Source organism: Pseudomonas sp. R4-84 (genome assembly GCF_054130985.1).
The window spans coordinates 30,966-53,633 of the sequence record NZ_CP096390.1 but is presented as its reverse complement, the minus strand read 5'-3'; the positions used below and the strand labels follow the sequence as shown (position 1 = coordinate 53,633).

At 59.9% G+C, this 22,668-nt stretch carries 19 protein-coding genes; 9 read left to right on the top strand and 10 right to left on the bottom strand.

The genetic code is table 11. The features are described 5' to 3' along the window. Positions 1–78 precede the first annotated feature (78 nt). The gene (locus M1D68_RS00225) at positions 79–2,091 is read left to right on the top strand and encodes an autotransporter outer membrane beta-barrel domain-containing protein (RefSeq protein WP_457968898.1); all 2,013 of its coding nucleotides are present in this window, start codon (positions 79–81) and stop codon (positions 2,089–2,091) included. Positions 2,092–2,154: 63 nt separating this feature from the next. Here the strand turns inward: M1D68_RS00225 and oadA are convergent, their stop codons facing one another. Both oadA and M1D68_RS00215 read right to left on the bottom strand, forming a co-directional pair. Beyond that, positions 2,155–3,963, bottom strand: coding sequence for a sodium-extruding oxaloacetate decarboxylase subunit alpha (gene oadA, locus M1D68_RS00220; RefSeq protein WP_434675592.1), 1,809 nt, complete (start codon positions 3,961–3,963; stop codon positions 2,155–2,157). Between the two features lie 12 nt (positions 3,964–3,975). Further along, positions 3,976–5,391: an acetyl-CoA carboxylase biotin carboxylase subunit gene (locus M1D68_RS00215; protein WP_457968896.1), complete on the bottom strand. Its 1,416-nt coding sequence runs from the start codon at positions 5,389–5,391 to the stop codon at positions 3,976–3,978. Between the two features lie 187 nt (positions 5,392–5,578). On the opposite strand from M1D68_RS00215, the gene M1D68_RS00210 reads away from it, so the two are divergent. After that, a complete protein-coding gene (locus tag M1D68_RS00210; protein ID WP_420766104.1) occupies positions 5,579–6,541 on the top strand; it encodes a LysR family transcriptional regulator in 963 nt (320 codons plus the stop codon). Here the strand turns inward: M1D68_RS00210 and M1D68_RS00205 are convergent. The 3 genes from M1D68_RS00205 to M1D68_RS00195 form a co-directional block, all read right to left on the bottom strand. Continuing rightward, on the bottom strand, positions 6,483–6,692 hold the full coding sequence (locus M1D68_RS00205) for a PA3496 family putative envelope integrity protein (RefSeq protein ID WP_434561552.1): 210 nt from the start codon (positions 6,690–6,692) through the stop codon (positions 6,483–6,485). The genes M1D68_RS00210 and M1D68_RS00205 overlap by 59 nt on opposite strands. Positions 6,693–6,847: 155 nt before the next feature. Then, positions 6,848–7,714, bottom strand: a complete 867-nt coding sequence (hexR, locus tag M1D68_RS00200; protein WP_003187110.1) for a transcriptional regulator HexR — start codon at positions 7,712–7,714, stop codon at positions 6,848–6,850. Between the two features lie 175 nt (positions 7,715–7,889). Further along, a complete protein-coding gene (locus M1D68_RS00195) occupies positions 7,890–10,754 on the bottom strand; it encodes a putative bifunctional diguanylate cyclase/phosphodiesterase (protein WP_420766102.1) in 2,865 nt (954 codons plus the stop codon). A gap of 260 nt (positions 10,755–11,014) precedes the next feature. Between M1D68_RS00195 and uvrD the strand changes: the two genes are divergently transcribed. From uvrD to M1D68_RS00180, 3 genes are all read left to right on the top strand, one after another. Beyond that, positions 11,015–13,198 (top strand): DNA helicase II, encoded by a 2,184-nt coding sequence (gene uvrD / locus M1D68_RS00190; protein WP_457968893.1) that lies wholly within the window; start codon positions 11,015–11,017, stop codon positions 13,196–13,198. A 244-nt stretch (positions 13,199–13,442) separates the two neighbouring features. Then, entirely contained in the window at positions 13,443–14,315 is an 873-nt protein-coding gene (locus tag M1D68_RS00185) for a Tim44 domain-containing protein (RefSeq protein WP_434561548.1), read from the top strand. A 136-nt stretch (positions 14,316–14,451) separates the two neighbouring features. Continuing rightward, complete coding sequence (locus M1D68_RS00180; protein ID WP_003187120.1) at positions 14,452–14,859, top strand: SMI1/KNR4 family protein; 408 nt, start codon at positions 14,452–14,454, stop codon at positions 14,857–14,859. Positions 14,860–14,880: 21 nt separating this feature from the next. On the opposite strand, the gene M1D68_RS00175 is transcribed toward M1D68_RS00180, so the two are convergent. Beyond that, positions 14,881–16,644 (bottom strand): cation:proton antiporter, encoded by a 1,764-nt coding sequence (locus tag M1D68_RS00175; RefSeq protein WP_420766099.1) that lies wholly within the window; start codon positions 16,642–16,644, stop codon positions 14,881–14,883. Between the two features lie 265 nt (positions 16,645–16,909). Between M1D68_RS00175 and M1D68_RS00170 the strand changes: the two genes are divergently transcribed. Continuing rightward, complete coding sequence (locus M1D68_RS00170; protein WP_039593237.1) at positions 16,910–17,395, top strand: acyl-CoA thioesterase; 486 nt, start codon at positions 16,910–16,912, stop codon at positions 17,393–17,395. Positions 17,396–17,440: 45 nt separating this feature from the next. On the opposite strand, the gene pdxY is transcribed toward M1D68_RS00170, so the two are convergent. Beyond that, on the bottom strand, positions 17,441–18,313 hold the full coding sequence (pdxY, locus tag M1D68_RS00165; RefSeq protein WP_420766098.1) for a pyridoxal kinase PdxY: 873 nt from the start codon (positions 18,311–18,313) through the stop codon (positions 17,441–17,443). 119 nt (positions 18,314–18,432) lie between these two features. On the opposite strand from pdxY, the gene M1D68_RS00160 reads away from it, so the two are divergent. After that, positions 18,433–18,855 carry a DUF3301 domain-containing protein gene (locus M1D68_RS00160; RefSeq protein WP_434561546.1) on the top strand — a complete coding sequence of 141 codons (423 nt, stop codon included), beginning with the start codon at positions 18,433–18,435 and terminating at the stop codon, positions 18,853–18,855. Positions 18,856–18,867: 12 nt separating this feature from the next. Here M1D68_RS00160 and M1D68_RS00155 read toward each other — a convergent pair whose 3' ends face one another. After that, positions 18,868–19,833 (bottom strand): CobW family GTP-binding protein, encoded by a 966-nt coding sequence (locus M1D68_RS00155; RefSeq protein WP_457968890.1) that lies wholly within the window; start codon positions 19,831–19,833, stop codon positions 18,868–18,870. Between the two features lie 27 nt (positions 19,834–19,860). Between M1D68_RS00155 and M1D68_RS00150 the strand changes: the two genes are divergently transcribed. Next, a complete protein-coding gene (locus M1D68_RS00150; protein WP_420766095.1) occupies positions 19,861–20,214 on the top strand; it encodes an NADH:ubiquinone oxidoreductase in 354 nt (117 codons plus the stop codon). Here M1D68_RS00150 and M1D68_RS00145 read toward each other — a convergent pair. Beyond that, positions 20,211–20,861 carry a DUF1826 domain-containing protein gene (locus M1D68_RS00145; RefSeq protein ID WP_457968888.1) on the bottom strand — a complete coding sequence of 217 codons (651 nt, stop codon included), beginning with the start codon at positions 20,859–20,861 and terminating at the stop codon, positions 20,211–20,213. The two genes, M1D68_RS00150 and M1D68_RS00145, sit on opposite strands and share 4 nt — an antisense overlap. Beyond that, entirely contained in the window at positions 20,861–22,069 is a 1,209-nt protein-coding gene (gene zigA, locus M1D68_RS00140) for a zinc metallochaperone GTPase ZigA (RefSeq protein ID WP_457968886.1), read from the bottom strand. The genes M1D68_RS00145 and zigA overlap by 1 nt, the downstream gene beginning before the upstream one ends. A 131-nt stretch (positions 22,070–22,200) precedes the next feature. On the opposite strand from zigA, the gene M1D68_RS00135 reads away from it, so the two are divergent. Then, positions 22,201–22,593, top strand: coding sequence for a glutamine synthetase (locus M1D68_RS00135; RefSeq protein ID WP_457968884.1), 393 nt, complete (start codon positions 22,201–22,203; stop codon positions 22,591–22,593). Positions 22,594–22,668: the final 75 nt, after the last annotated feature.

The window sequence follows — 22,668 nt, the reverse complement described above, 5'->3', positions numbered from 1 at the left end:
ATGCCTACCCAACACCTATTCCTGCCCCACCATCTTGCCTTGGCAATAACCTTGGCCCTCGGCTGTGCCGAGGTTTCGATGGCTCAGTCAGTTACCGAGGACGCCCGCCCCGTTGAAACAACCGCGAAGATGCAGGCGAGGCTCAAGGCGTTCGCGGCGGCGCCGGATACAAACATCGAACCGGTCATCAAGGCCCAGGAAGCGCCCCTATCGATGAGCGTCGGCAATGACCTTGTGATTGTCAGCAAGCAAGGCGAACTTTTCGGGCCCACTGACGGCGGCGGCGGTACCAATGTTCTGCAGTTGGATATCAGCAAGGGAGGCGTAATCGGCCCAACCGGCAACTTCAAGGATCTATACCTCAAGCAAGGCGAATGGTCGAACGGTGGCGCGCTCACCGGTGCAAGCCTGGTTGACTCAAAGGCAAAGCTGGCCAACACCGGTCAGATAACGGGCGCAGTGCATGTGCTTGGCGTATTCCATAACCCAGGTACCGTGACCGGGCCTGTGTTCGTTGGAAAAAACGGCACGTTCAGCGGCAACGGGACGGTCGACGCGCTGGATGTGGCGGGTTTGATTGAAATCGGTCCAGTCATGGGTGCCCCCTCGGTTACCCATGACCTCAAGCTGTCCAAAAGCGCGACGCTGGCTTATGGAGTCGACACGGAGAAAGGCGGCGCCACGATCAAGGTTGGCGGTACCGCGACGTTAGGCAATGCGACGTTGAAGATCACGTCTCTGTCGGGCGAGTCCATCGCTGAGAACAAACACGTCGTGATAAAAGCGCAAAAAGTCGAAGGGAAGTTCGGGAACGTCATCAACGAACTGGCCTTGATGACGGCAACACCTGAGTACGCCACGGGAGAAGTAGGATTGACCCTTGCGCTTAAGGACAAGGTGCCCAACGAGATCGCGCCCACGGTTAATAGCCAAGCGGTTATAGGCAGTATCGTGGAACACCATGCCGAAGCAACGGAGGCTGGCCCCGCCGTCGCTTTACCCGCTGAACAAATATCCGCCACAGAATCGCAAACCCGTCATCCCGCGTCATATCCCAACGAACCCGCGAAAGTGGCAGCCAACCCCAAACCCAACGCCGCTATCAACGCCCTGCTCGGTACCAACATGGCCACCGCCGCCGATGCCATCGACCAACTGGGCGGTTACGACACGGCAGACCTGGGCAGCGCGACTTTAAGCAGCGTCGCACCGATCAGCTCGGGAATGCTCTCCGCCATGGGCCGGAACAACCCGACGGGTGAGCATGGCAAAGGCCAGGTCTGGGTCCAGGCCATCGGCAACAACGGCAGCCTCGCCAAGCAATTGGGCAGCTTTGCCCTGAAGCATTCGACCAAAGGTTTGATGCTGGGAACCGACTGGGCCGTCAGCCCCGATTGGCGCCTGGGCGTCATCGGCAGCAAAACCCAGACACGGCTGGACAGCTATCAATTCGACGGCGCGCTCGACAGTTGGCTGATGGGTGCCTATGCCTTGCGCCAGGATGGGCCAGTGGCCCTGCGCCTGGGTGCCGTTTATGGCAGCCATGACGGAAGCACCAAACGCCATGTTGCGTTCAATGGTTTCAGGGATCACCTCAAGGGTCGCTACGACGCCACGACACAACAGATCTTTGGACAGGTCGGCTACAACCTGGACGTCGGACACTTCGATATGGAGCCCTACATCCGGGTGGGTTACCAACGCTACCAACGCGACGCCTATGCAGAAAAAGGTGGCGATGCTGCATTGCAATACCACGACCAGAGCCAGGAACACTTCAGCAGCGATCTCGGCCTGCGTATCGCCCACCCTTTTGCGTTCGACCAAGGCATGCGGTTGACGCCACGCGTGGATGTCGGCTGGAAACACCTATACGGCGACATCAGGGGCAGCTCCCATCAACGCCTGGCTAACGGTGGCAGCACCTACATCATCCAAGGGGTGGAACTGGACCGGGACAGCCTGCTCTTGCAAGCGGGGTTGGACCTGGCCATGTCGCCACGTCACACCCTGGGGTTGAGCTACAGCGCAGAAACGGGCCAGGACAACCGTAACGGCGCGTTGACCGGGCAATGGCGGATGGCGTTCTAACGGGCAAAAAAAAGGGGAGCACCTGCTCCCCCGAGGTAAAACGTTTTATCGCGGCTGTTCGGATCAGCCTTCGATTTCCACCAGGATTTCGCCCGGATTGACCCGGTCGCCCTTGGCTACATGAATCGCCGTGACCTTGCCTGGGATGGCGGCCTGGACTTCGGTCTCCATTTTCATGGCTTCGGTAATCAGCACTGCTTGGCCGGCCTTCACCACGTCGCCCTCCTTGACCAGCACATCAACGATGTTGCCTGGCATGGTGGTGCTGACGTGGCCCGGCGCGGTGGCTTGCTTGCGCTTGCTGCTGCCGCCGCTGACGAACTCATTGAGCGGTTCGAACACGACCTCTTCCGGCATACCATCGATGGAGAGATAAAAATGCCGCTTGCCCTCGGCCTTGACGCCTACGCCGGTGATGTCGACGCGATAGGTTTCGCCGTGGACATCGATGACGAATTCGGTCGGTACACCTTCGCCGCCAGCGGAGCTCACGCTGCCAGCCTCTGGGATAGGCAGCAGTACTTCGGGGGTCAAGGTGCCGGCTTCACGCTCCTCGAGGAACTTGCGCCCGATGTCCGGGAACATCGCGTAGGTCAGCACGTCTTCCTCGGATTTGGCCAAGGCACCGATTTCACCACGCAACCGGGTCATTTCCGGCTTGAGCAAGTCGGCCGGACGCACATCGATCACGTCTTCGCTGCCGATGGCCTGGCGACGCAGCTTCTCGTTCACCGCGCCAGGTGCCTTGCCGTATCCGCCTTGCAGGTAGAGCTTCACTTCGTTGGTGATGGTCTTGTAGCGCTCACCGGCCAATACGTTGAAGAACGCCTGGGTGCCGACGATCTGCGAGGTCGGGGTCACCAGCGGCGGGAAGCCGAGGTCTTCGCGTACTCGTGGGATTTCCGCCAGCACTTCGTTCATGCGGTTCAGTGCGCCCTGCTCTTTCAACTGGTTGGCCAGGTTGGAAATCATTCCACCCGGAACCTGGTTGACTTGGACGCGGGTGTCCACCGCGGTGAATTCACTCTCGAACTGATGATATTTTTTGCGAACGGCGTAGAAGTACAGGCCGATTTCCTGCAGCAGTTCCAGGTCCAGGCCGGTGTCGAATTCGCTGCCCTTGAGAGCGGCGACCATCGACTCGGTGCCTGGATGGCTGGTGCCCCAGGCGAAGCTGGAGATCGCGGTATCGATGTGATCGGCGCCGTTTTCGACAGCCTTGAGCTGGCACATCGCGGCGAGGCCGGCGGTGTCGTGGGAATGGATGAAGACCGGCAGCGATTGCTCGGCTTTCAGGGCTTTGACCAATTCGCCAGTGGCGTAGGGGGTCAGCAGCCCGGCCATGTCCTTGATCGCCACCGAGTCGCAACCCATGGCTTCCATCTGCTTGGCCTGGGCCACGAATGCTTCGATGGTGTGCACCGGACTGGTGGTATAGGCGATGGTGCCCTGGGCATGCTTGCCGGCAGCCTTCACCGCTTCGATGGCGACCCGCAGGTTACGCACGTCGTTCATCGCATCGAAGATACGGAACACATCGATGCCGTTGACCGCAGCCTTGGCCACGAACGCCTTGACCACGTCATCGCTGTAATGGCGGTAGCCCAGCAGGTTCTGGCCGCGCAGGAGCATTTGCAGGCGGGTGTTGGGCAGCGCCGCACGCAGTTGGCGCAGGCGCTCCCACGGGTCTTCCTTCAGAAAGCGCACGCAGGCGTCGAAGGTTGCGCCGCCCCAGACTTCCAGCGACCAATAGCCGACTTTGTCGAGCTTGTCGCAGATCGGCAGCATGTCTTCGGTGCGCATGCGAGTGGCGAGCAGCGATTGGTGGGCGTCGCGCAGGATTGTGTCGGTTACGTGGATCTTCTTGGACATTGTCATGATTCCTTACAGGCCTGCGTGGGCGGCAATGGCGGCGGCGATGGCCAGGGCCAGCTCTTCGGGTTTGCGCTTGATCGAGTAGTTGGTCAGTTCCGGATGGCTTTCAACGAAGCTGGTATTGAACTGGCCGCTGCGGAACTCCGGATTGCGCAGGATTTCCTGGTAATACGCGGCGGTGGTCTTGACCCCTTGCAGGCGCATGTCATCCAGGGCCCGCAAGCCGCGGCCCATCGCTTCTTCCCAGGTCAGCGCCCAGACCACCAGCTTCAGGCACATCGAATCGTAGAACGGCGGAATGGTGTAACCGGTGTAGATCGCCGTGTCGGTGCGCACGCCCGGGCCACCCGGGGCGTAGTAGCGGGTGATCTTGCCGAAGCTGGGCAGGAAGTTGTTTTTCGGGTCCTCGGCGTTGATGCGGAACTGCAACGCAAAGCCGCGGTGCTGGATGTCTTCCTGCTTGACCGACAGCGGCAGCCCGGAGGCGATGCGAATCTGCTCGCGCACCACGTCGATACCGGTGATTTCTTCGGTAATGGTGTGCTCTACCTGGACCCGGGTGTTCATCTCCATGAAGTACACCTCGCCTTCGGCGAGCAGGAACTCAACGGTACCGGCGTTCTCGTAACCGACAGCCTTGGCGGCGCGCACAGACAGGTCGCCGATATAGGCACGCTGTTCGGGGGTCAGTTGCGGGCTGGGGGCGATTTCGATCAGCTTCTGGTTGCGGCGCTGGATCGAGCAGTCCCGTTCGAACAGGTGCACCACATTGCCGAAACTGTCGCCCAGGATCTGCGCTTCGATGTGCTTGGGATTGACGATGCATTTTTCGAGGAACACTTCCGCCGATCCAAACGCCTTCGTGGCTTCGGAGATGACACGCGGGAAGGCCTGTTCGAGTTCTTCGCGGCTGTTGCAGCGACGGATACCCCGACCGCCGCCACCGGACGTAGCCTTGAGCATTACCGGGTAACCGATTCGGTCGCCTTCGGCCAGGGCTTCTTCGATGCCCGCGACGTTGCCTTCGGTGCCTGGCGTCACCGGTACGCCCGCCTTGATCATGCTGCGGCGCGCTTCGGTCTTGTCGCCCATCCGCCGAATGACTTCCGCCGACGGACCGATGAATTTTATTCCGCGTTCAGCGCAGATATCTGCCAGCTCGGCGTTTTCCGACAGAAAGCCGTAGCCGGGGTGCAAGGCATCGCAGCCTGTTTCCACGGCGAGGTTGACCAATTTGCGCGGGTTGAGGTAACCGGCCAGCGGATCGGCGCCAATGCTGTGGGCCTCGTCCGCACGCTTGACATGCAGCGCATGGCGGTCCGCGTCGGAGTAGACCGCGACCGAGCGAATGCCCATCTCGGCGCAGGCGCGCACGATGCGGACGGCAATCTCACCACGGTTGGCGATCAGGATCTTTGTTATCAATTGGAGGTTCCCTTGAGCCGGTGATACCACGGCCTGGGATCCAGGCCGACGCGTGACCAGATGTAACAATTGGTCGCAGCCCCACACTAGTCCTGGCTGGGGATTAACAAAAATGAATAATTATTGGGTCACGCATAAGCAAACACTTATAGTTGGGTGATCAGTCTCGGACCAGAGTGCTTGAAAAATGCGTAAGTCATTGATGCGTATGACGTTGCGTCAGCTGCAGATCTTCAATGAGGTGTGCGATCTGAGGTCCTACAGCCGTGCGGCGGATGAAATGTCTCTCACGCAACCGGCCGTTAGCCTACAGATTCGATCCCTGGAAGAGCTGATCGGCCAGCCGTTGTTTGAGTATGTCGGCAAAAAACTCTACATGACCGAAGCCGCCGAAGCGCTGCAACGCGCCAGCCGGGATATCTTCGGGCGTTTGGAAAACCTCGATATGCAGCTTTCCGACATGCAGGGCTCGCTGCAAGGCCAGCTGAAGCTTGCGGTGGAGTCCAGCGCCAAGTACTTCGTCCCGCATCTGTTCGCCGCGTTCAAGCGCCAGCATCCGGAGGTCAACCTGAACCTTACGGTGGTCAATCGCGGCCAAGTCATCCGCAGGCTTTCGGATAACCGGGATGACCTGGTGATCATGTCCATGGTGCCCCAGGACATGGGCCTGGAGTTTCTGCCGTTTCTCAATAATCCCATCGTTGCGGTGGCGCCGCCCGATCATCCGCTGTGCCACATGGGCTCATTGCGCTTGCAAGACCTGGAACCCTATACGCAGCTGTTGCGCGAGCCGGGTTCAGGCACGCGGCTGGCCTGTGAGGAATATTTCAAGGAGAAACGGGTGCATTTCACCCAGACGCTGGAGGTGGCGTCTGCCGAAGCCCAGCGTGAATGCGTGGTGGCCGGGCTGGGCGTGGCGCTCTTGACGCGCCACGCCGTGAGCCGGGAATTGTCGTCCGGCGCGCTCATCGAGTTGCCGGTGGAGGAGCTGCCGCTGTATCGCAGCTGGTGCCTTGTACAGGCCCGGGCCAAGCGCCTATCACCGGTGGCTCATGCGTTTCTGGCATTCGTTCGCGGCGAACGTGCGCAGATCATCGGCTTGGTTGAGCGTTTCGACGGGAAACCGCCGGCGTTGCCTGCCAGTAATTGATTTCCATCAGGTCAGGATATTCGCTTATTTGCGCCAGGAGCTGACGCTGCTCATAGCGGTCTTCGATGGCACGACGGAACGCCATGCGGCGCTGGTCTTCCTGCTGGCGACGGGTTTTGGCGGCGCTGCGTTCTTCGTAGGACTGGGTCATGTCGAGACTCCCAAGACGTATACGGGAGCTCCACGATGACGGTGAGGGATGACGGTTTGGCGGCGCGAGCGTTACAGAACGATGAATTCGGCGAATTGCCCCGTGGCGAGGGAGCTTGCTCCCTCGCCCAAAAGCCCTGACTTCCAAGGCCGCGTTCAGTCGTCCAGCGCTTTCACCGACTTGGGTGACAACCGCAAGCTGCGAAGGCTGCGCTTCACGCTCTTGAGGTGGTTGACCAGGCTTGGGCCACGCGCCATGGCGACGCCCATCGCCAGCACATCGATAACCACCAGGTGGGCAATGCGCGACGTCAATGGCGTATAGATTTCCGTGTCTTCGTGCACGTCGATCGCCAGGTTCACGGTGGAGAGCTCAGCCAGCGGTGTCTGGCTCGGACACAAGGTGATCAGCGAGGCGCCGCTTTCACGCACCAGATTGGCAGTGATCAACAGATCCTTGGAGCGCCCCGACTGGGAAATACAGATCGCCACGTCGGTCGGCTTCAACGTGACGGCCGACATGGCCTGCATGTGCGGGTCGGAATAAGCCGCCGCCGTCAGCAGCAACCGGAAAAACTTGTGCTGGGCGTCGGCCGCCACCGCACCCGAGGCGCCGAACCCGTAGAACTCGACACGTTGGGCCTGGGACATTGCCGTCACGGCTTTCTGCAGCGCGACCGGGTCAAGTTTCTCGCGGACCTCCATCAGGGTGTGCAGCGTCGTGTCGAAAATTTTCAGGCTATAGTCGGCGACCGAATCGTCTTCATGAATAGCGAATTGCCCGAAACTGGCACCGGCCGCCAGGCTTTGCGCCAATTTGAGCTTCAAGTCCTGGAAACCCGAGCAACCGATAGCCCGGCAAAAACGCACGATCGTTGGTTCGCTGATGCCAACGCTGTGGGCCAGATCGGCCATGGAACTGTGCATCACGGCCGCGGGATCAAGCAGTACATGATCGGCGACTTTCAGCTCCGATTTGCGCAGCAAGTGGCGTGACTGGGCAATGTGTTGCAACAGGTTCAAGGGGCTGGACTCTTGTTATGGGCAGGTGCCGGGATGTAGCAGGCTTGTAGTTATACTACAAGAATCGGCTCTTCGCCTGTCCAATACGTAACTGAATTGACCTTGTTGTCCCTTGTTTTGGCGGGCGACGCTCCTTGTAGCCGTCTCGCAGGCTCGGCGCACGCCAAGTCCAATCCTATCCCTGCTCCCGCAGCAGACGGGCGAGGCCTTCGGCTCCAACCGGTCGACTGATGAGATAACCCTGGACTTCGTCGCAGTGCTCATTCTTCAGGAACTCAAGCTGTCCCTCCCGCTCGACACCTTCGGCCACAACCTTGAGCGACAGTCCGTGGGCCATGGCAATGATCGCGCGGGTGATGGCCGCGTCCTCGCCCCCCTCCTCCAGCCCACGAACGAAGGCCTGGTCGATCTTCACGTAATCCACCGGGATGCGCTTGAGGTAGCTCAGGGACGAATAACCGGTGCCAAAGTCATCGATGGCCAGCTTGACTCCCAGATCCCGCAGCTGTTGGAACGTAGCGATGATGTGCTCGACGCTGTCAAGCAACTGGCTCTCCGTGAGTTCCAGCTCCAAATAATGCGGAGCCAGGCCGGTTTCTTCGAGCACTTGGCGCACCAGGCTGACCAACTTGCCCTGGCGCAACTGATGCACCGAAAGGTTGACCGAGACACGAATGGACTCCAGCCCCTGGCGCTGCCATTCACACGCCTGCCAACAAGCCTGGCGCAGCACGAACTCGCCGATCGGACCGATCAGCCCGGTTTCTTCGGCGAGACCGATAAACTCCCCGGGTGGAATCTGGCCCATGCTCGGATGCTCCCAGCGCACCAACGCTTCGGCGGCATTCAGCCGCCCCGTCGCCAGGCATAGCTTGGGTTGGTAGAACACTTTCAGTTGTTGTTCTTCCAACGCCTTGCGCAACTGGTTCTCCAACTGCAGACGCTCCAGCGTGCTGGCTTGCAGGCTGTCGGTGTAGAACTGGAAATTATTCCCGCCCAAGTGCTTGGCGTGTTGCATGGCCATGTTGGCCTGGCTGACCAGGGTGGAAATTTCCCGCGCGTTATCCGGCAGCAGGCTGATGCCTATGGAGGCGCTGACCACCAGTTCGTGACCATCGATCGTCACCGGCACGCGAAGCTTGGTGGCCAGTCGGGTCGCCACTCGCGCCAGGCTCGAAAGATTGCCGTAGGCGTCGAACAGTACCGCAAACTCATCGCCGGACAGCCGGGCGATGGTGTCGGCTTCGGGCAATGCGTTGATCAGGCGCCGAGCCATTTTCTGCAAAAGCTGGTCGGCGATGTCATGGCCCAGGCTGTCGTTGAGCAGTTTGAAACGGTCGAGGTTGATGTGCAGCAAGGCCAGGCTACGCCGTCCTCCCTGGCGCACTCGCTGATGGGCTTCGTTCAAGCGCTCACGGAACAGCGAGCGGTTCGCCAGCCCGGTCAGCTCGTCATAATGGGTCAGATAGCGCATCCGCTCTTCGGATTCGCGCCGCGCTGAAAGATCGGCGAAGAAACCGACTATATGGCTGATATTTCCCCGCGAGTCCCGCACGACATTCAACTGGAGCCACTGTGGGTAGAGCTCGCCGTTGGCGCGCGCCTCAACCAGCTCGCCTTGCCAGGTGCCGTGCTGCTTGAGCGCTTGGCGAATCACCGGATAGTGCCGACGCGCGTCGCGACTGCAAGGCAGATCAACCACATTGCGCCCCAGCATGTCCGCGATATCGAAGCCGGTCACTCGTGTAAACGCCTGGTTGGCGGCAAGCAGCGCGTAATTGGGATCCAAAATCACGATGCCCTCACTGGCGGCCTCGAACACCGTGGCGGCCAGTTGGCGCTGCTGTTCCAGCTCCTTGCTGACGCTGATGTTGCGGCGCGTACCGACCATGCGCAGTACCCGCCCATTCGCGCTGCGCTCCACGGCCCGGCCGCGGTCTTCGATCCAGACCCAATGGCCGTCGCCGTGGCGCACGCGGTATTCGATCTGGTAATCCTCGCTGCGGCCCTTCAGATGTTCGACAAGGGCACGCTTGAGCGCCGGAAGGTCTTGGGGATGCAGGCGCGGGGTGAGATGACTGAGCATGGCCGTGATGTATTCAGGTTCCAGGCCAAACAGCTCCTTGAGCTGGGTGTGATGAACCTCGTCGGTCTGCAGGTTCCAGTCCCACAACCCCAGCTCACTGGCCTTGAGGGCCAACGCCAGGCGCGCTTCACTCTTGACCAGGGCCTGGCTGGCCGCCTCCAGTTCGAGGCTGCGCTGCGCTACCCGCGCCTCCAGGCCAACCTGCGCGGTGCGCAATTGGGCCTCGGCGGAGCGACGCTGTTCGACCTCCCGGGCCAACGCCTCGTTGAGCTGCGCGCCGCGGCTTTGTGCCTGCTGCAAATGCTCGATCAACGCCTGGTTCTGGAACCGTCGCAACATCCCGTTCTGTATCAGCCGGTTGACCTGCCAGGCCACCACGCTCAGCGAGACCAGCACCACCAGCCCGAGCCAACCCCAGCCACGTTGATGCTCGTCCGGCCCCCAGAAAAGGTAAGCGATAGCCGGCAAAAGACAGGGCAAGGTAAAGGACAGGAACGCCGGTAGACTCACGGCGTAAGCGACACTGGCAGAGAGGGTCGCGGCGCCGATCAGGCCGAACACCCAAGCCTGTTGCTGGAAACTGTCCGCCGGCACCAGGGCAATGCCCGCACCGGCCAGCGTCAGGCCGGTCATGGCCGAGCCCAGAAGAAACATGCGCAACCAGACCGGGTGGGCCTGGCGGCTTGGTATCGCCGAATCGAAAGCGGCCACCTGGATCACCCGCAGCGCGACCAGCGACAGTAACCAGACCAGCCACACGCTGACCAGGAAGTAGCGCTGAGGCTCCCACAGCAGCGCCGCGCAGACCAGACCGTTGATCAGCATGAACAATGTGGGCAGCAGCGAGCCCTGGTACAACAACCTGGTGCGTTCGACCGCCATTTCCGTGGCGTACTGCTTGCAGATAATCCGCGGCTCTACACGCGGGCCTGCCAGATCGGAATTGAAGGTCATAAATGTTGTTCTTGTTCTTATTCAGGGGAGCATGGTGAGCCCGAAACGATCACCGAGCATACACAAGCCAAAGGCCATCCCACACTGCCCTGATTCATAAAAATACTGAAAAAACGCGGATCCAATTGCGCGCCGGCCACCGTAACCGAGCCCCGCCGATGGTTGCGGGCGCTGACTGACCGGTCGTCCGCAGGCGGTGTTTTGTCGGCCAATGCAAAGCTCGGTTTGCCCGAGGTGGCGCCGCACCCTAGAATGCCTCGATGCGCGATGATCTCTCCCTTCTGCTGAACTCCCTAAACGATGCCCAACGCCAGGCAGTTGCTGCCTCCGTGGGCCGTCAATTGGTCCTGGCCGGTGCCGGCTCCGGCAAGACCCGAGTGCTGGTGCACCGTATCGCCTGGTTGATCCAGGTCGAGAACGCCTCGCCCCATTCGATCCTGTCGGTCACCTTTACCAACAAGGCTGCCGCCGAGATGCGCCATCGCATCGAACAGTTGATGGGCATCAACCCGGCTGGCATGTGGGTCGGTACGTTCCACGGCCTGGCCCATCGCCTGTTGCGCGCCCATTGGCAGGAAGCCGGCCTGAGCCAGACCTTCCAGATCCTGGACAGCGACGATCAACAACGGTTGGTCAAGCGCGTGATTCGCGAACTTGGGTTGGACGAACAACGCTGGCCCGCCCGCCAGGCTCAGTGGTTCATCAATGGTCAGAAGGACGAAGGCCTGCGCCCGCAGCATATCCAGGCCAGCGGTGACCTGTTCCTGGCAACCATGCGCAGCATCTACGAAGCCTACGAGGCGGCCTGCCAGCGTGCGGGGGTTATCGACTTCTCGGAACTGTTGCTGCGGGCGCTGGACCTGTGGCGTGACCACCCGGGGCTGCTGGAGCATTACCAGAGGCGCTTCCGACATGTCCTGGTGGACGAATTCCAAGACACCAACGCCGTTCAATACGCGTGGTTGCGCCTGCTCGCCAAGGGCGGCGACAGCCTGATGGTCGTGGGCGACGACGACCAGTCGATCTACGGCTGGCGTGGCGCCAAGATCGAGAACATCCACCAGTACTCGGCGGACTTTCCCGACGCCGAGGTGATTCGCCTGGAACAGAACTACCGCTCCACCGCTGGCATCCTCAAGGCCGCCAACGCCCTGATCGCCAACAACACCGGTCGCCTGGGCAAGGAGTTGTGGACCGAGGGCAACGAAGGCGAGGCGATCAATCTCTACGCCGCGTTCAACGAACACGATGAGGCCCGCTATGTTGTGGAAACCATCGAGAGCGCGTTGAAAACCGGCCTGGCCCGCAGCGACATCGCCATCCTTTATCGCTCCAACGCCCAGTCGCGGGTGCTTGAAGAGGCCTTGCTTCGCGAACGGATCCCTTACCGTATCTATGGCGGCCAGCGCTTCTTTGAACGCGCCGAAATCAAGAACGCCATGGCCTACCTGCGCCTGATCGAAGGACGAGGCAACGACGCGGCCCTGGAGCGGGTAATCAATGTGCCGACGCGGGGCATCGGCGAGAAAACCGTCGAGGCGATTCGCGACCATGCCCGTCACAGCCATGTGTCGATGTGGGAAGCCATGCGCCAACTGGTGGACAACAAAGGCGTCACCGGCCGTGCCGCCGGCGCCCTGAAGGCTTTCATGGACCTGATAGAAGATCTGGCCGCCAAATGCGGGGAAATGCCCCTTCACTTGATGACCCAGACCGTCATCGAGCAGTCCGGCCTGATTGCCTACCATGAAGCTGAAAAAGGCGAGAAAGGCCAGGCCCGGGTGGAAAACCTTGAGGAACTGGTCAGCGCTGCGCGCAACTTCGAAAACACCGAAGAAGATGAAGACCTGTCGCCGTTGTCGGCCTTCCTCGGCCACGCGTCCCTGGAGGCCGGCGACACCCAGGCGGACGAGCATGAAGACAGCATTCAGCTCATGACCCTGCATAGCGCCAAGGGCCTGGAATTCCCCTACGTCTTCCTGGTGGGCATGGAAGAAGGTCTGTTTCCCCACAAGATGAGCCTGGAAGAGCCCGGACGCCTGGAAGAGGAACGGCGCCTGGCTTATGTCGGCATCACGCGTGCCATGCAGAACCTGGTGATGACCTACGCTGAAACCCGACGTTTGTATGGTAGCGAGACCTACAACAAAGTGTCGCGATTCGTACGTGAAGTGCCGAAGGGTCTGATCCAGGAAGTACGTCTTTCCAACAGTGTCAGTCGACCGTTCGGCGGCAGTCAGCAACAAGGCACCAACAGCCTGTTTGGCGGCAGCGACATCCCGGAAACCGGCTTCAGCCTGGGCCAGGCCGTCCGACATTCGGTATTCGGCGAAGGCGTGATTCTCAACTTCGAAGGCGCCGGTGCCCAGGCTCGGGTCCAAGTCAACTTCAGCGAAGGCAGCAAATGGCTGATGCTGGGGTATGCCAAGTTGGAAGCGATCTAAAAGCCTCGGTAATCCCCTTTGTGGGAGCGAGCTTGCTCGCTCCCACAATTATTCTGGAAACATTAAATATTTCCGATAGAACTTGTTCACCTTTCCTACAGCCCAAAGCGAACAAGGCTCCTTGCGCGAGCCGAACCTGAACCTTGGCTGTCACGCAAAAGCCCGAAACACTCTGCTGCTAGCCAGCAACAGTTCACCTGTGCAACATGGCGCGCGTGCTATCCACAAATGGGAATGCCTTTATATGAAACGTTTTCTTAGCATCGCCATGGCGTTGTGCATCGGCCTGACGATGGCCATCGACGCCAATGCCGCCAAGCGTTTTGGCGGTGGTAAAAGTTCGGGCGCAGCCCCGACTCATCAGACCAGCCAGATGGCGCCGTCGTCTGCCGCCGGGTCCACTGCCGCCACCGCGGGCGCGGCAGGTGCTGCTGGCGCGGCCACCAAGGCCAGCGGCGCTTCGCGCTGGCTCGGCCCCCTGGCCGGTATCGCGGCCGGTGGTCTGCTCGCTTCCATGTTCATGGGCGACGGCTTCCAGGGCATGCAGATCTTCGACATCCTGATCATGGCGGTCATTGCCTTCCTGGTCTTCCGTTTCATCGCAGCCCGTCGTCGCAAGCAGCAGGAGCAATTCGCTCCGGCCGGCCATGCGCCGATGCAGCGTGAAGTGTTCAACCAACAACCTGCCGGTGGCTCGATCTTCGGTGGCGCGGCTGCTCCAGTGGCGCGCCCGGTGATCAACGCACCTGCCTGGTTCAACGAAGAACGCTTCATCGAAGCGGCACGCAGCCATTTCATGTCCCTGCAGCAGCATTGGGACGCAAACGAAATGGACAAGATCGCCGAGTTCGTCACCCCGCAATTGCTGGAGTTCCTCAAGCGCGAGCGGGCCGAGTTGGGTGATGGCTATCAGTCCACCTACATCGACAACCTCCAGATACAACTCGAAGGCGTCGACGATCGCGCCGACAAGACTATCGCCACCCTGACCTTCGTCGGCGTGTCGAAAGACTCTCGCTTCGACCAAGGTGAAGCGTTCAGCGAAAGCTGGAACATGGAACGTGCCCAAGGCGAAAACCAGCCTTGGCTGGTCGCAGGTATCCGCCAGAACGGTTGAACCTTTGCGCGTTTCGCAGGTTGAAATAAAAGAACCCCGGCACTTGCCGGGGTTTTCTATTTCGCGGTTGCATCTACAGCGGGCTACTGTATAAACCGCCCTATAAACCGCGCCATCGAGAAAGAGGATCCCGGACGTGGAAGAAATCATCGAACAATTACGCGAAGCCAACGAACCCGTACCGGTTCCATTGGAATTGCCCGACGAAGACTTGCTGGTGGAAATCGAAGAGCAGCTGTTCATCGATATCCCGTTCGTGTTCCGGGAGTTTTTGCTCACCGTCAGCGATGTCGTCTACGGCAGCCTGGAGCCGGTGACCGTTACCGATCCGCAGTCCCATACCTACCTGCCGGATGTGGCCGCCAATGCCTGGGATGCCGGTGTTGATCGAAGCCTGATTCCGATCTGCCAGGACGGCGATGACTACTACTGTGTCGAAGAAGACGGCACCGTAGTGCTATGGCAGGCAGAAGAGGAGCTGATCGCCGAGGAAACGTGGGAATCGGTATGGCACTGGGCAAGGGATGTCTGGTTGGAAAGTTGATGCTCTAGCGTCCGGCGCTGATCAATGCCCGGACGATCCCTTGTGGTTGTCCAGCGTTTCGAGCAAGGCCACCTGCATTCGTGTATGCAGGCGGACAAACCAGCGCCAAAGCAGGGCCGCCAAGGCAATCGCGACCACTGCGATCCATACCAGCAGCTTGTTGGTCGGCAAGATACTGGCTGACAAGGCTGCCAGCAGCAGGAAAATCACCAGCAGCGAAAGGAGCGGAATCACTTCGGCGATCACGCGACGCACGCGCTGGGTGTGGCGGCCGGCCATCTCCGGCTTTACACCCATTTCCGCCAGCAGCATCGACAACGCCTTGAGCTTGCGGTACGCCGCGATCAGGAACGGTAGCGACAGGAACAGCGAGCCGCCCCAGATCAACGCTTTCTGCCAGCTCGGATCGCTGATCCAGTCTTGCAGATAGGCAGACACTCGTTCGGCAAAATACCCCCCCGAGACAAAAATCGCGATCACCAATGCCAGGTTGACACCCACCTGCAGCATGATGCGCCTGATGATGGAAGCCAGCATGGCTCCCTCACCCTGTGGCTGGATGCTGCGCAACCATTCTCCATACATGCCCAGCACGCGCGTCAATCGCTGCGGCATTGCCGACGCCAATCTGACCGACAACGGATCAGCGGCCCGAATCAGATAAGGGGTCGACAATGTCGTGAGCACCGAGACAGCCACAGCGACCGGATAAAGGAAATCGCTGGTCACCTGCAGGGTCATCCCCAACGAAGCGATAATGAAAGAAAATTCGCCAATCTGTGAAAGCCCCATCCCGACTCGTAGGGAGGTGCGTCCATCATTTCCCGCGATAAAGGCGCCGAGACCACAAGAAAATATCTTGCCCAATACCACCGCGCAGGTAATGACTGCGATCGGCCACGCATATTGAAGCACAATGGCCGGATCGAGCATCAGCCCGATAGCCACGAAAAATATTGCGCTGAACAGATCGCGCACAGGCTCCACCAATCGCTCGATCTTCAGCAATTGTCGAGACTCGGCCATGATCGCACCGATCAGGAACGCCCCAAGCACCATGCTGTATTCCAGCTTTACCACCAGCAGGCAGAAGCCGAAACAAAGCCCCAGTACGGTAATCAACAACATCTCGTTGCTGTCGAACTTCGCCACGTACGCCAGCAATCGCGGCACCAGCAGGATGCCGACGACCAACGCCACGATCATGAACAGCGACAGCTTGCCGACCGTGGAAAACACCTCGCTGGAGCTTACGGTGCCGCTGACAGCGATGCTCGACAGTAAAGCGATGATACCGATGCCGAGAATGTCCTCGACGATCAATACCCCGAAGATCAACTGCGCAAAGCGCTCGTTTTTCATCTTCAGGTCATTCAAGGCTTTGACAATAATCGTGGTTGAGGAAATCGCGAGGATCGCGCCGAGAAACAGCGAGTCCATGGCGCTCCAGTCGAACCAGCGACCAATTTCATAGCCGATCCATATCATCAATACGATCTCTAGGAACGCAGCGATAAACGCCGTGGCTCCCACCTTGAACAGTTTGCGCAGGCTGAACTCCAGGCCCAGGGAGAACATGAGGAAGATCACGCCGAGCTCGGCCAGGGTCTTGATCGTTTCTTCATCGTGAATGAAGCCGAACGGCGGCGTATGCGGGCCGATGATAAAGCCGGCGACAATGTAGCCCAGCACCACCGGTTGCTTGAAACGATGGAACAGTACGGTGACCAACCCGGCCGCCAGCAAGATGATCGCCAGGTCTTGAATGAAACTGATGGCGTGCATTGTGGGGCTCCTTGTCGAAACGACTCCAGGTGAAGTCGGGTACGTCCGTTTCTTTTGTAGGAATACCCGGCATGACGGGTTTTTTGCAGGTTAACACCGGGACTTCTTTCGAAAAGACGGTGCAATATATGGAAACAGATCCACCCAAGCGTGACGGCAAGTCGTGGCGCAGCGTCCCGATATGAGTGGTTTGAACCCGCTAAACACATTCCAGCGCCCGCAGAGGCGCGCCCTCGAAACTGCTGCCTTGAACCGTGAGAACGTTATGGAACCCGGAAACGCCCAGCTGTCGATGACGGTGTTGATGACCCCCGATATGGCCAACTTCTCTGGCAATGTCCATGGCGGCACCTTGCTCAAGTACCTGGATGAGGTGGCCTACGCTTGTGCCAGCCGCTATGCCGGCCGATACGTGGTGACATTGTCGGTAGACCAGGTGATTTTTCGCGAGCCGATTCATGTCGGCGAGTTGGTCACCTTCCTGGCGTCGGTGAACTACACCGGCAATACCTCGATGGAAGTGGGCATCAAAGTCGTGACCGAGAACATTCGTGAGCGCTCGGTTCGCCATACCAATAGCTGCTTCTTCACCATGGTAGCGGTGGATGACCAGCGCAAGCCCGCGCCCGTCCCGCCGCTGCAACCGCAGAACAGCGAAGAGAAGCGCCGCTACGAACAAGCGCAGCAACGTCGCCAGATTCGCCAGGAACTGGAGAGGCGTTATCAGGAAATCAAGGCGGACGGGCCGTAACCCGCCGTCGAAATCAAGGTGGGAGCGAGCTCGCTCCCGCAGCGATCAAAGGCTGATCGGCATGGCCTCGAATCGCACGCGCGGATGGGCAATACGGTCCTGGGCGCGGACCAGCTGCAATTCGTAGCTTGCACACGCCTGGGTTTCCAACAGCACCTCATGCACGGCCGCAGCGGTGAATTCAAAGGCTGCCGACAGGCTGTCCCCCAACAGTATCCGCGCCAGGAACAGCCCCGACGTCAGGTCGCCGACTCCGACCGGTTGGCGGGGAAACGCCAACAATGGACGGCGCAAGTGCCAGCTGCCTTCAGCCGTGACCAACAGCATCTCGAAGCTGTCTTCGGGCTTGCCGGGATAAGCCAGGTGCTTGACCAGCACGACTTTCGGGCCACGGGCCAACAGCGCACGGGCCATCGCCAGGCAGTCGAGTAGTGATTGCGCCTTGCGGCCGGAAAAACTGTCCAGCTCCAGCTGGTTAGGACACATGATGTCAGCCACGGCAGCGGCCTCTTCCAGCAGGAACCTGCCCACCTCGGGCGCGACAATGCAGCCCTTCTCCGCATGCCCCATGACCGGGTCGCACAGATACAACGCCTTGGGATTACAACGCTTGATGCGCGCCACACCCGACAGGATCGCCTGTCCCTGGGCTGCGCTACCCAGATAACCGGACAGCACCGCGTCGCAATTGCCCAGCTCGCCAATGGCCGCGATACCCTCTACCAACAGCGGTATCTGGTCCGGCGGGAGCACTTCACCGGCCCACTGCCCGTATTGGGTGTGATTGGAAAACTGCACGGTGTTGAGCGGCCACACGTTTACGCCGACCCGCTGCATCGCAAACACGGCGGCGCTGTTGCCGGCATGGCCGAATATCACGTGGGACTGTATGGCAAGCAGATGGGGCGTGCGTTTCATGCGGGAAATGTCCGTAAAACTATTGAAATTCAAGCCGCGCAGTATGCGACTAAACGCAGCCTGTACGACAGACCGGCGACACAGTTAAGCTGACGGCAACTTGTTGGAGCTCTTCGTTCATGCTGACCCTTGGAAACATTTTCGTGCTGATGCTGCTGGCTACCGGCGGCGCCTGGCTGTGGCACAACCATGGCTTGCGCGAACGAGCCTTGGCGAGGGTCATGCAACATTGCGCCAACCTGAAGATCGAGCTGCTGGACGGCAACGTGGCGCTGCGAAAGATCGGATTCGTCAAGGACGCCAACGGACGGCGGCGCCTGGCACGTATCTATAATTTCGAATTCACAGTGACGGGCGAGACCCGTCATACCGGCACCATCACTCAGTTCGGTGCCCACAGCGCGCATATCGAGCTGGCTCCCTACCCGATGCCCTTCGAAGAGGCCCCGCCCACGCCAGTTGAGCCGGTGCAGACCCGGCCCAGGGCTGAAGTCATCGAACTGAGCCAGTGGCGTCAGGAGCACAACAAATGGAAGCCTTGAAGCAAAGCTGATTCAGGTGCACCGAGCAATCAACAGACCCGTTTGCAGGAGATCAATGTCTTGCGGCTGGTCGAATATCAGCTCGATCCGCGAGTCTTCGCGCCATTCACTGGCTTGCCATTGCAGTGCCGCCCCTTCCAATGCATTGGCGGAAACCCAACCGTCGGCACTGTGGATAACCATCTTCGCGCGCTTCCAGTGATGATCTTTTAGCCAATGCGTAAGCGCCGCTGCGTCGAATTGCTGGCTGGGGTGCCAGCGCCAGCCGATACTCCAGCCGCCCTCCTGCTGCTGATACAGGCGGATCGGCACCGCCGGATTGGTCCATATGGCCGCCATTCGACCCAGGCTTTTGGGCAGGCTCAAGTTATCCACAGCCTCGCTGCCCCGAGCCGCCAGGCCAGGCAATTGGTCGATCGGCAACGCTGCGTGCTGCGTCCAGTACAGCGTCCGTCCTGGCAGTTGCATCGCAAGCCGTTCCCGGTCGGCTTGCGTAAGGGTCTCGGATTTGTTCAGCACCAGCAGTCCGGCATCCGCCAGGGTTTGTCGCTGCGCATCGGGCAACGGCTTGCCGTCCGCCATCGCCTGGGCATCCAACACCAGCACGCAAGGTTGCACCGCCAGTACACCAAGCCAGGGTGCTTCGTTCAGCTGCCGCACCAACTGCACCGGATGGCCGAGGCCCGAGGGTTCGATAAACAGCCGATCCGGCCGAGCCTTGCGCAGTAGACGCCCAAGACCGATCTGAAACGGCGCGCCGTTGACGCAGCACAAACAACCGCCGGCCACTTCGCCCAGTGCGATACCATCGCCAGCCTGGGTCAGTAACGCGGCATCCAGGCCGATCTGACCGAACTCGTTGATCAGCACCGCCCAGCGCTCGCTGGCCGGGCGCTGGGCCAGAAGATGCCTGATCACGCTGGTCTTGCCGGCGCCCAAAGGGCCGGCTATGACATGAGTGGGGATGTGCTGCAACATAATCGACGGCTTTCGATGGAGGTGAACATGCGAATGATCGGCTGGTTGTTACTGGCGCTGACGTCGAACCAGGTACTGGCCCAGGCTTGCGTGGTCCACAGCCAGGCGGAGCGGCTCGATGTGAAAGTCTGCCAGCAGAACCGCAACATTCCGCAGAAGCTGTTTGCCGATGGCTTCTGCCAGCCAAACCTGGCCGGCCAGAAGGTCGAGGTGCAATACGTCGATCAGTGCCCCGGCGGCGCGTTCGGCGTTTGCCGCAACGCTCAGGTCGCCAATATGCCTTACCGCCAGGATATTCACTACTACGGCGTGGCGACCGATGCCGCTTACCTACAGCCATTTTGCGAAGGGCAAAGCCAGGGCACCTGGCTCAAGCCTTAAGCCAACCAGTCCAGCGTGAGAATCAGGCGACGCTCATGCGGGGCGGGTTCCGGTGAGCGGTGGATCAGGCCAAACCCCTCGTTGCCGTGCCATTTCTCGCCTTTAAGCAAGCCGACATCACCGCAACAGAACTGCTCGATCACTTGTGGATCCACCGGTTCGGCCTCAGGTTGCCCCAGGCGCTGGCGATCCATGACGCCCTCCTTGAGCCACTGGCTGCCGACGCCCCCATAGGTGGTCAGCAGCCGCACCGGTACGTGATCAACGTGAAAGCGCGGGCACATGGCCTTGTCCAACGTGCGAAGACGCAGACCGACCCGTTGCGCCCCCAACAGGCAAGCAAATGCGCAAACCAGCCAAGAGACGTCGGCGATAAAGCCTTCATAGCCGTGCAGGTCGCTGAAGCCTGCAGCCAGGCCTTGCAGCGCTGGCTGGGCGTCATCATCCGGCAAGTCGAGCACCCGTGATTCGGTCAATGGCTGGTCCAACGCAAGTACCAGGGCCGCGAAATCGCCGATGTGCGCGGGAAGCTGACGTCGCCAGACCGCCAGGTTGGTGCCGTCGTCCAGGATCTTCGTGAGTATCTCCGGTGTATCGCCTTGGACCTGCTGTACCTGCAATGCCCTTTTCAGACTCGGCGCCAGCATCACACTGCCGCCTCTTCATGCCATGGGCCGAATGGATCGGACAATAGCCGCCAACTTTCGACACCAAGGGCCAATTCCTCGTCGGTGAGCAGGCAGGCGTCCAATTCGGCGGTGAGTTGACCAAAGTCGATGTCCTGGCCAATAAACACCAGCTCCTGACGGCAATCGCCGGTGGCTACAGACCAGTTCTTCATGATGGCCGCTGTGCTCTCTTGGTCCTGCGGCCATTGGTTTTCTGGTACGAACCGCCACCAGCGCCCGGCAAATCCGTGGCGCATCAGGCCGCCGGCCTGGGACCAGCTCCCCGCCTCCTCAGGTTTGCTGGCCAACCAGAAGAACCCCTTGGAGCGCAGGAGCTTGCCATTTGGCCACGGACGGTCGATGAAGTTGAAGAAACGCTGGGGATGAAACGGCCGACGTGCCCGGTAGGCGGTCGAGGCAATGCCATATTCCTCTGTTTCAGGTACATGCTCGCCACGCAGTTCCTGTAGCCAGCCAGGCGCCTGGGCGGCGCGCTCAAAGTCGAAAAGGCCGGTGTCGAGAATACGGCCCAGCGGTACCTGACCCATGACCATTGGAATGATCTGCGCCTGGGCGTTGAGACGCTGCAGAATCGCGGTCAACTCTTCCCGCTCGCGTTGGCTGATCAGGTCGATCTTGCTGATCAGAATCACGTCGGCAAACTCGATCTGTTCGATCAGCAGGTCGGTGATCGAGCGTTCATCGTCCTCGCCCAGAGTTTCCCCCCGTGACGCCAGGCTTTCCGCGGCCTGATAATCCAGCAGGAAATTCACCCCATCGACCACCGTCACCATGGTGTCGAGCCGCGCCACATCGGCCAGGCTTCGGCCCTCCTCGTCACGAAACGTGAAGGTTTCGGCCACTGGCAACGGCTCGGAGATGCCTGTGGATTCGATCAGCAAATAATCGAAGCGCCCTTCCCGGGCAAGTTGCCCGACTTCTTCAAGCAAGTCCTCACGCAACGTGCAACAAATGCATCCGTTGCTCATTTCCACCAGTTTCTCTTCCGACCGGCTCAAGCTGACGTCTCGCTGGACTTCGCTTCCATCGATGTTGATCTCGCTCATATCGTTGACGATGACGGCAACGCGAAGGTCATCCCGATTGCGCAGGACGTGATTAAGCAGGGTACTTTTTCCGGCACCGAGAAATCCGGAAAGCACGGTCACAGGGAGACGCTTGGTCATCAGAGGATCCTCGTTGGGACGCCGTTATTCACGGGGAGTCTTCAGGCATTGGTTCGATGAAAGGCTGGTCGATATATATGTTATAGTATAACAGTGCAAGCTGACCAAACGATTTCCATGGGCGACACCGTATGCCGAGCTTTTCGAACATTTTGCCGATAGGGCTGTTATTGCTATTTTCAGTGGGTGCTTCGGCTCACCCGCCCACGCCGGCCAATTGCACGCGCAGCGCCAATCTGCTCGCGTGCGTCGATGCACAAGGCAATGCCTACAGCGTTTTCACGGCAGGAAATACCTTTTATTTACGAGGTTTTGAGGCTTCCGGACGGCGCTATTGGTCCCAGACAAATAGCCGTTATGGTCAGCTGACGTTTTTCACCGGGTTTGCTTCTGATGGCGAAGCCTGGGTTGGATATAGCCGGCGCGTGGGTTGGACCACTATCAATCGCTTTTCCAGCTCCGGCGGGGGCGGTGGCCGGTTTGTATGCGGCCGTATGAGCGGGTGCGAGCAACCGAAACGCTGATGTTTCACGTGGAACGCTGCCCATGAAAAAGCATTCATGAAAAAGGTCTCGTCGCTTTTATTGTTATACTATAAC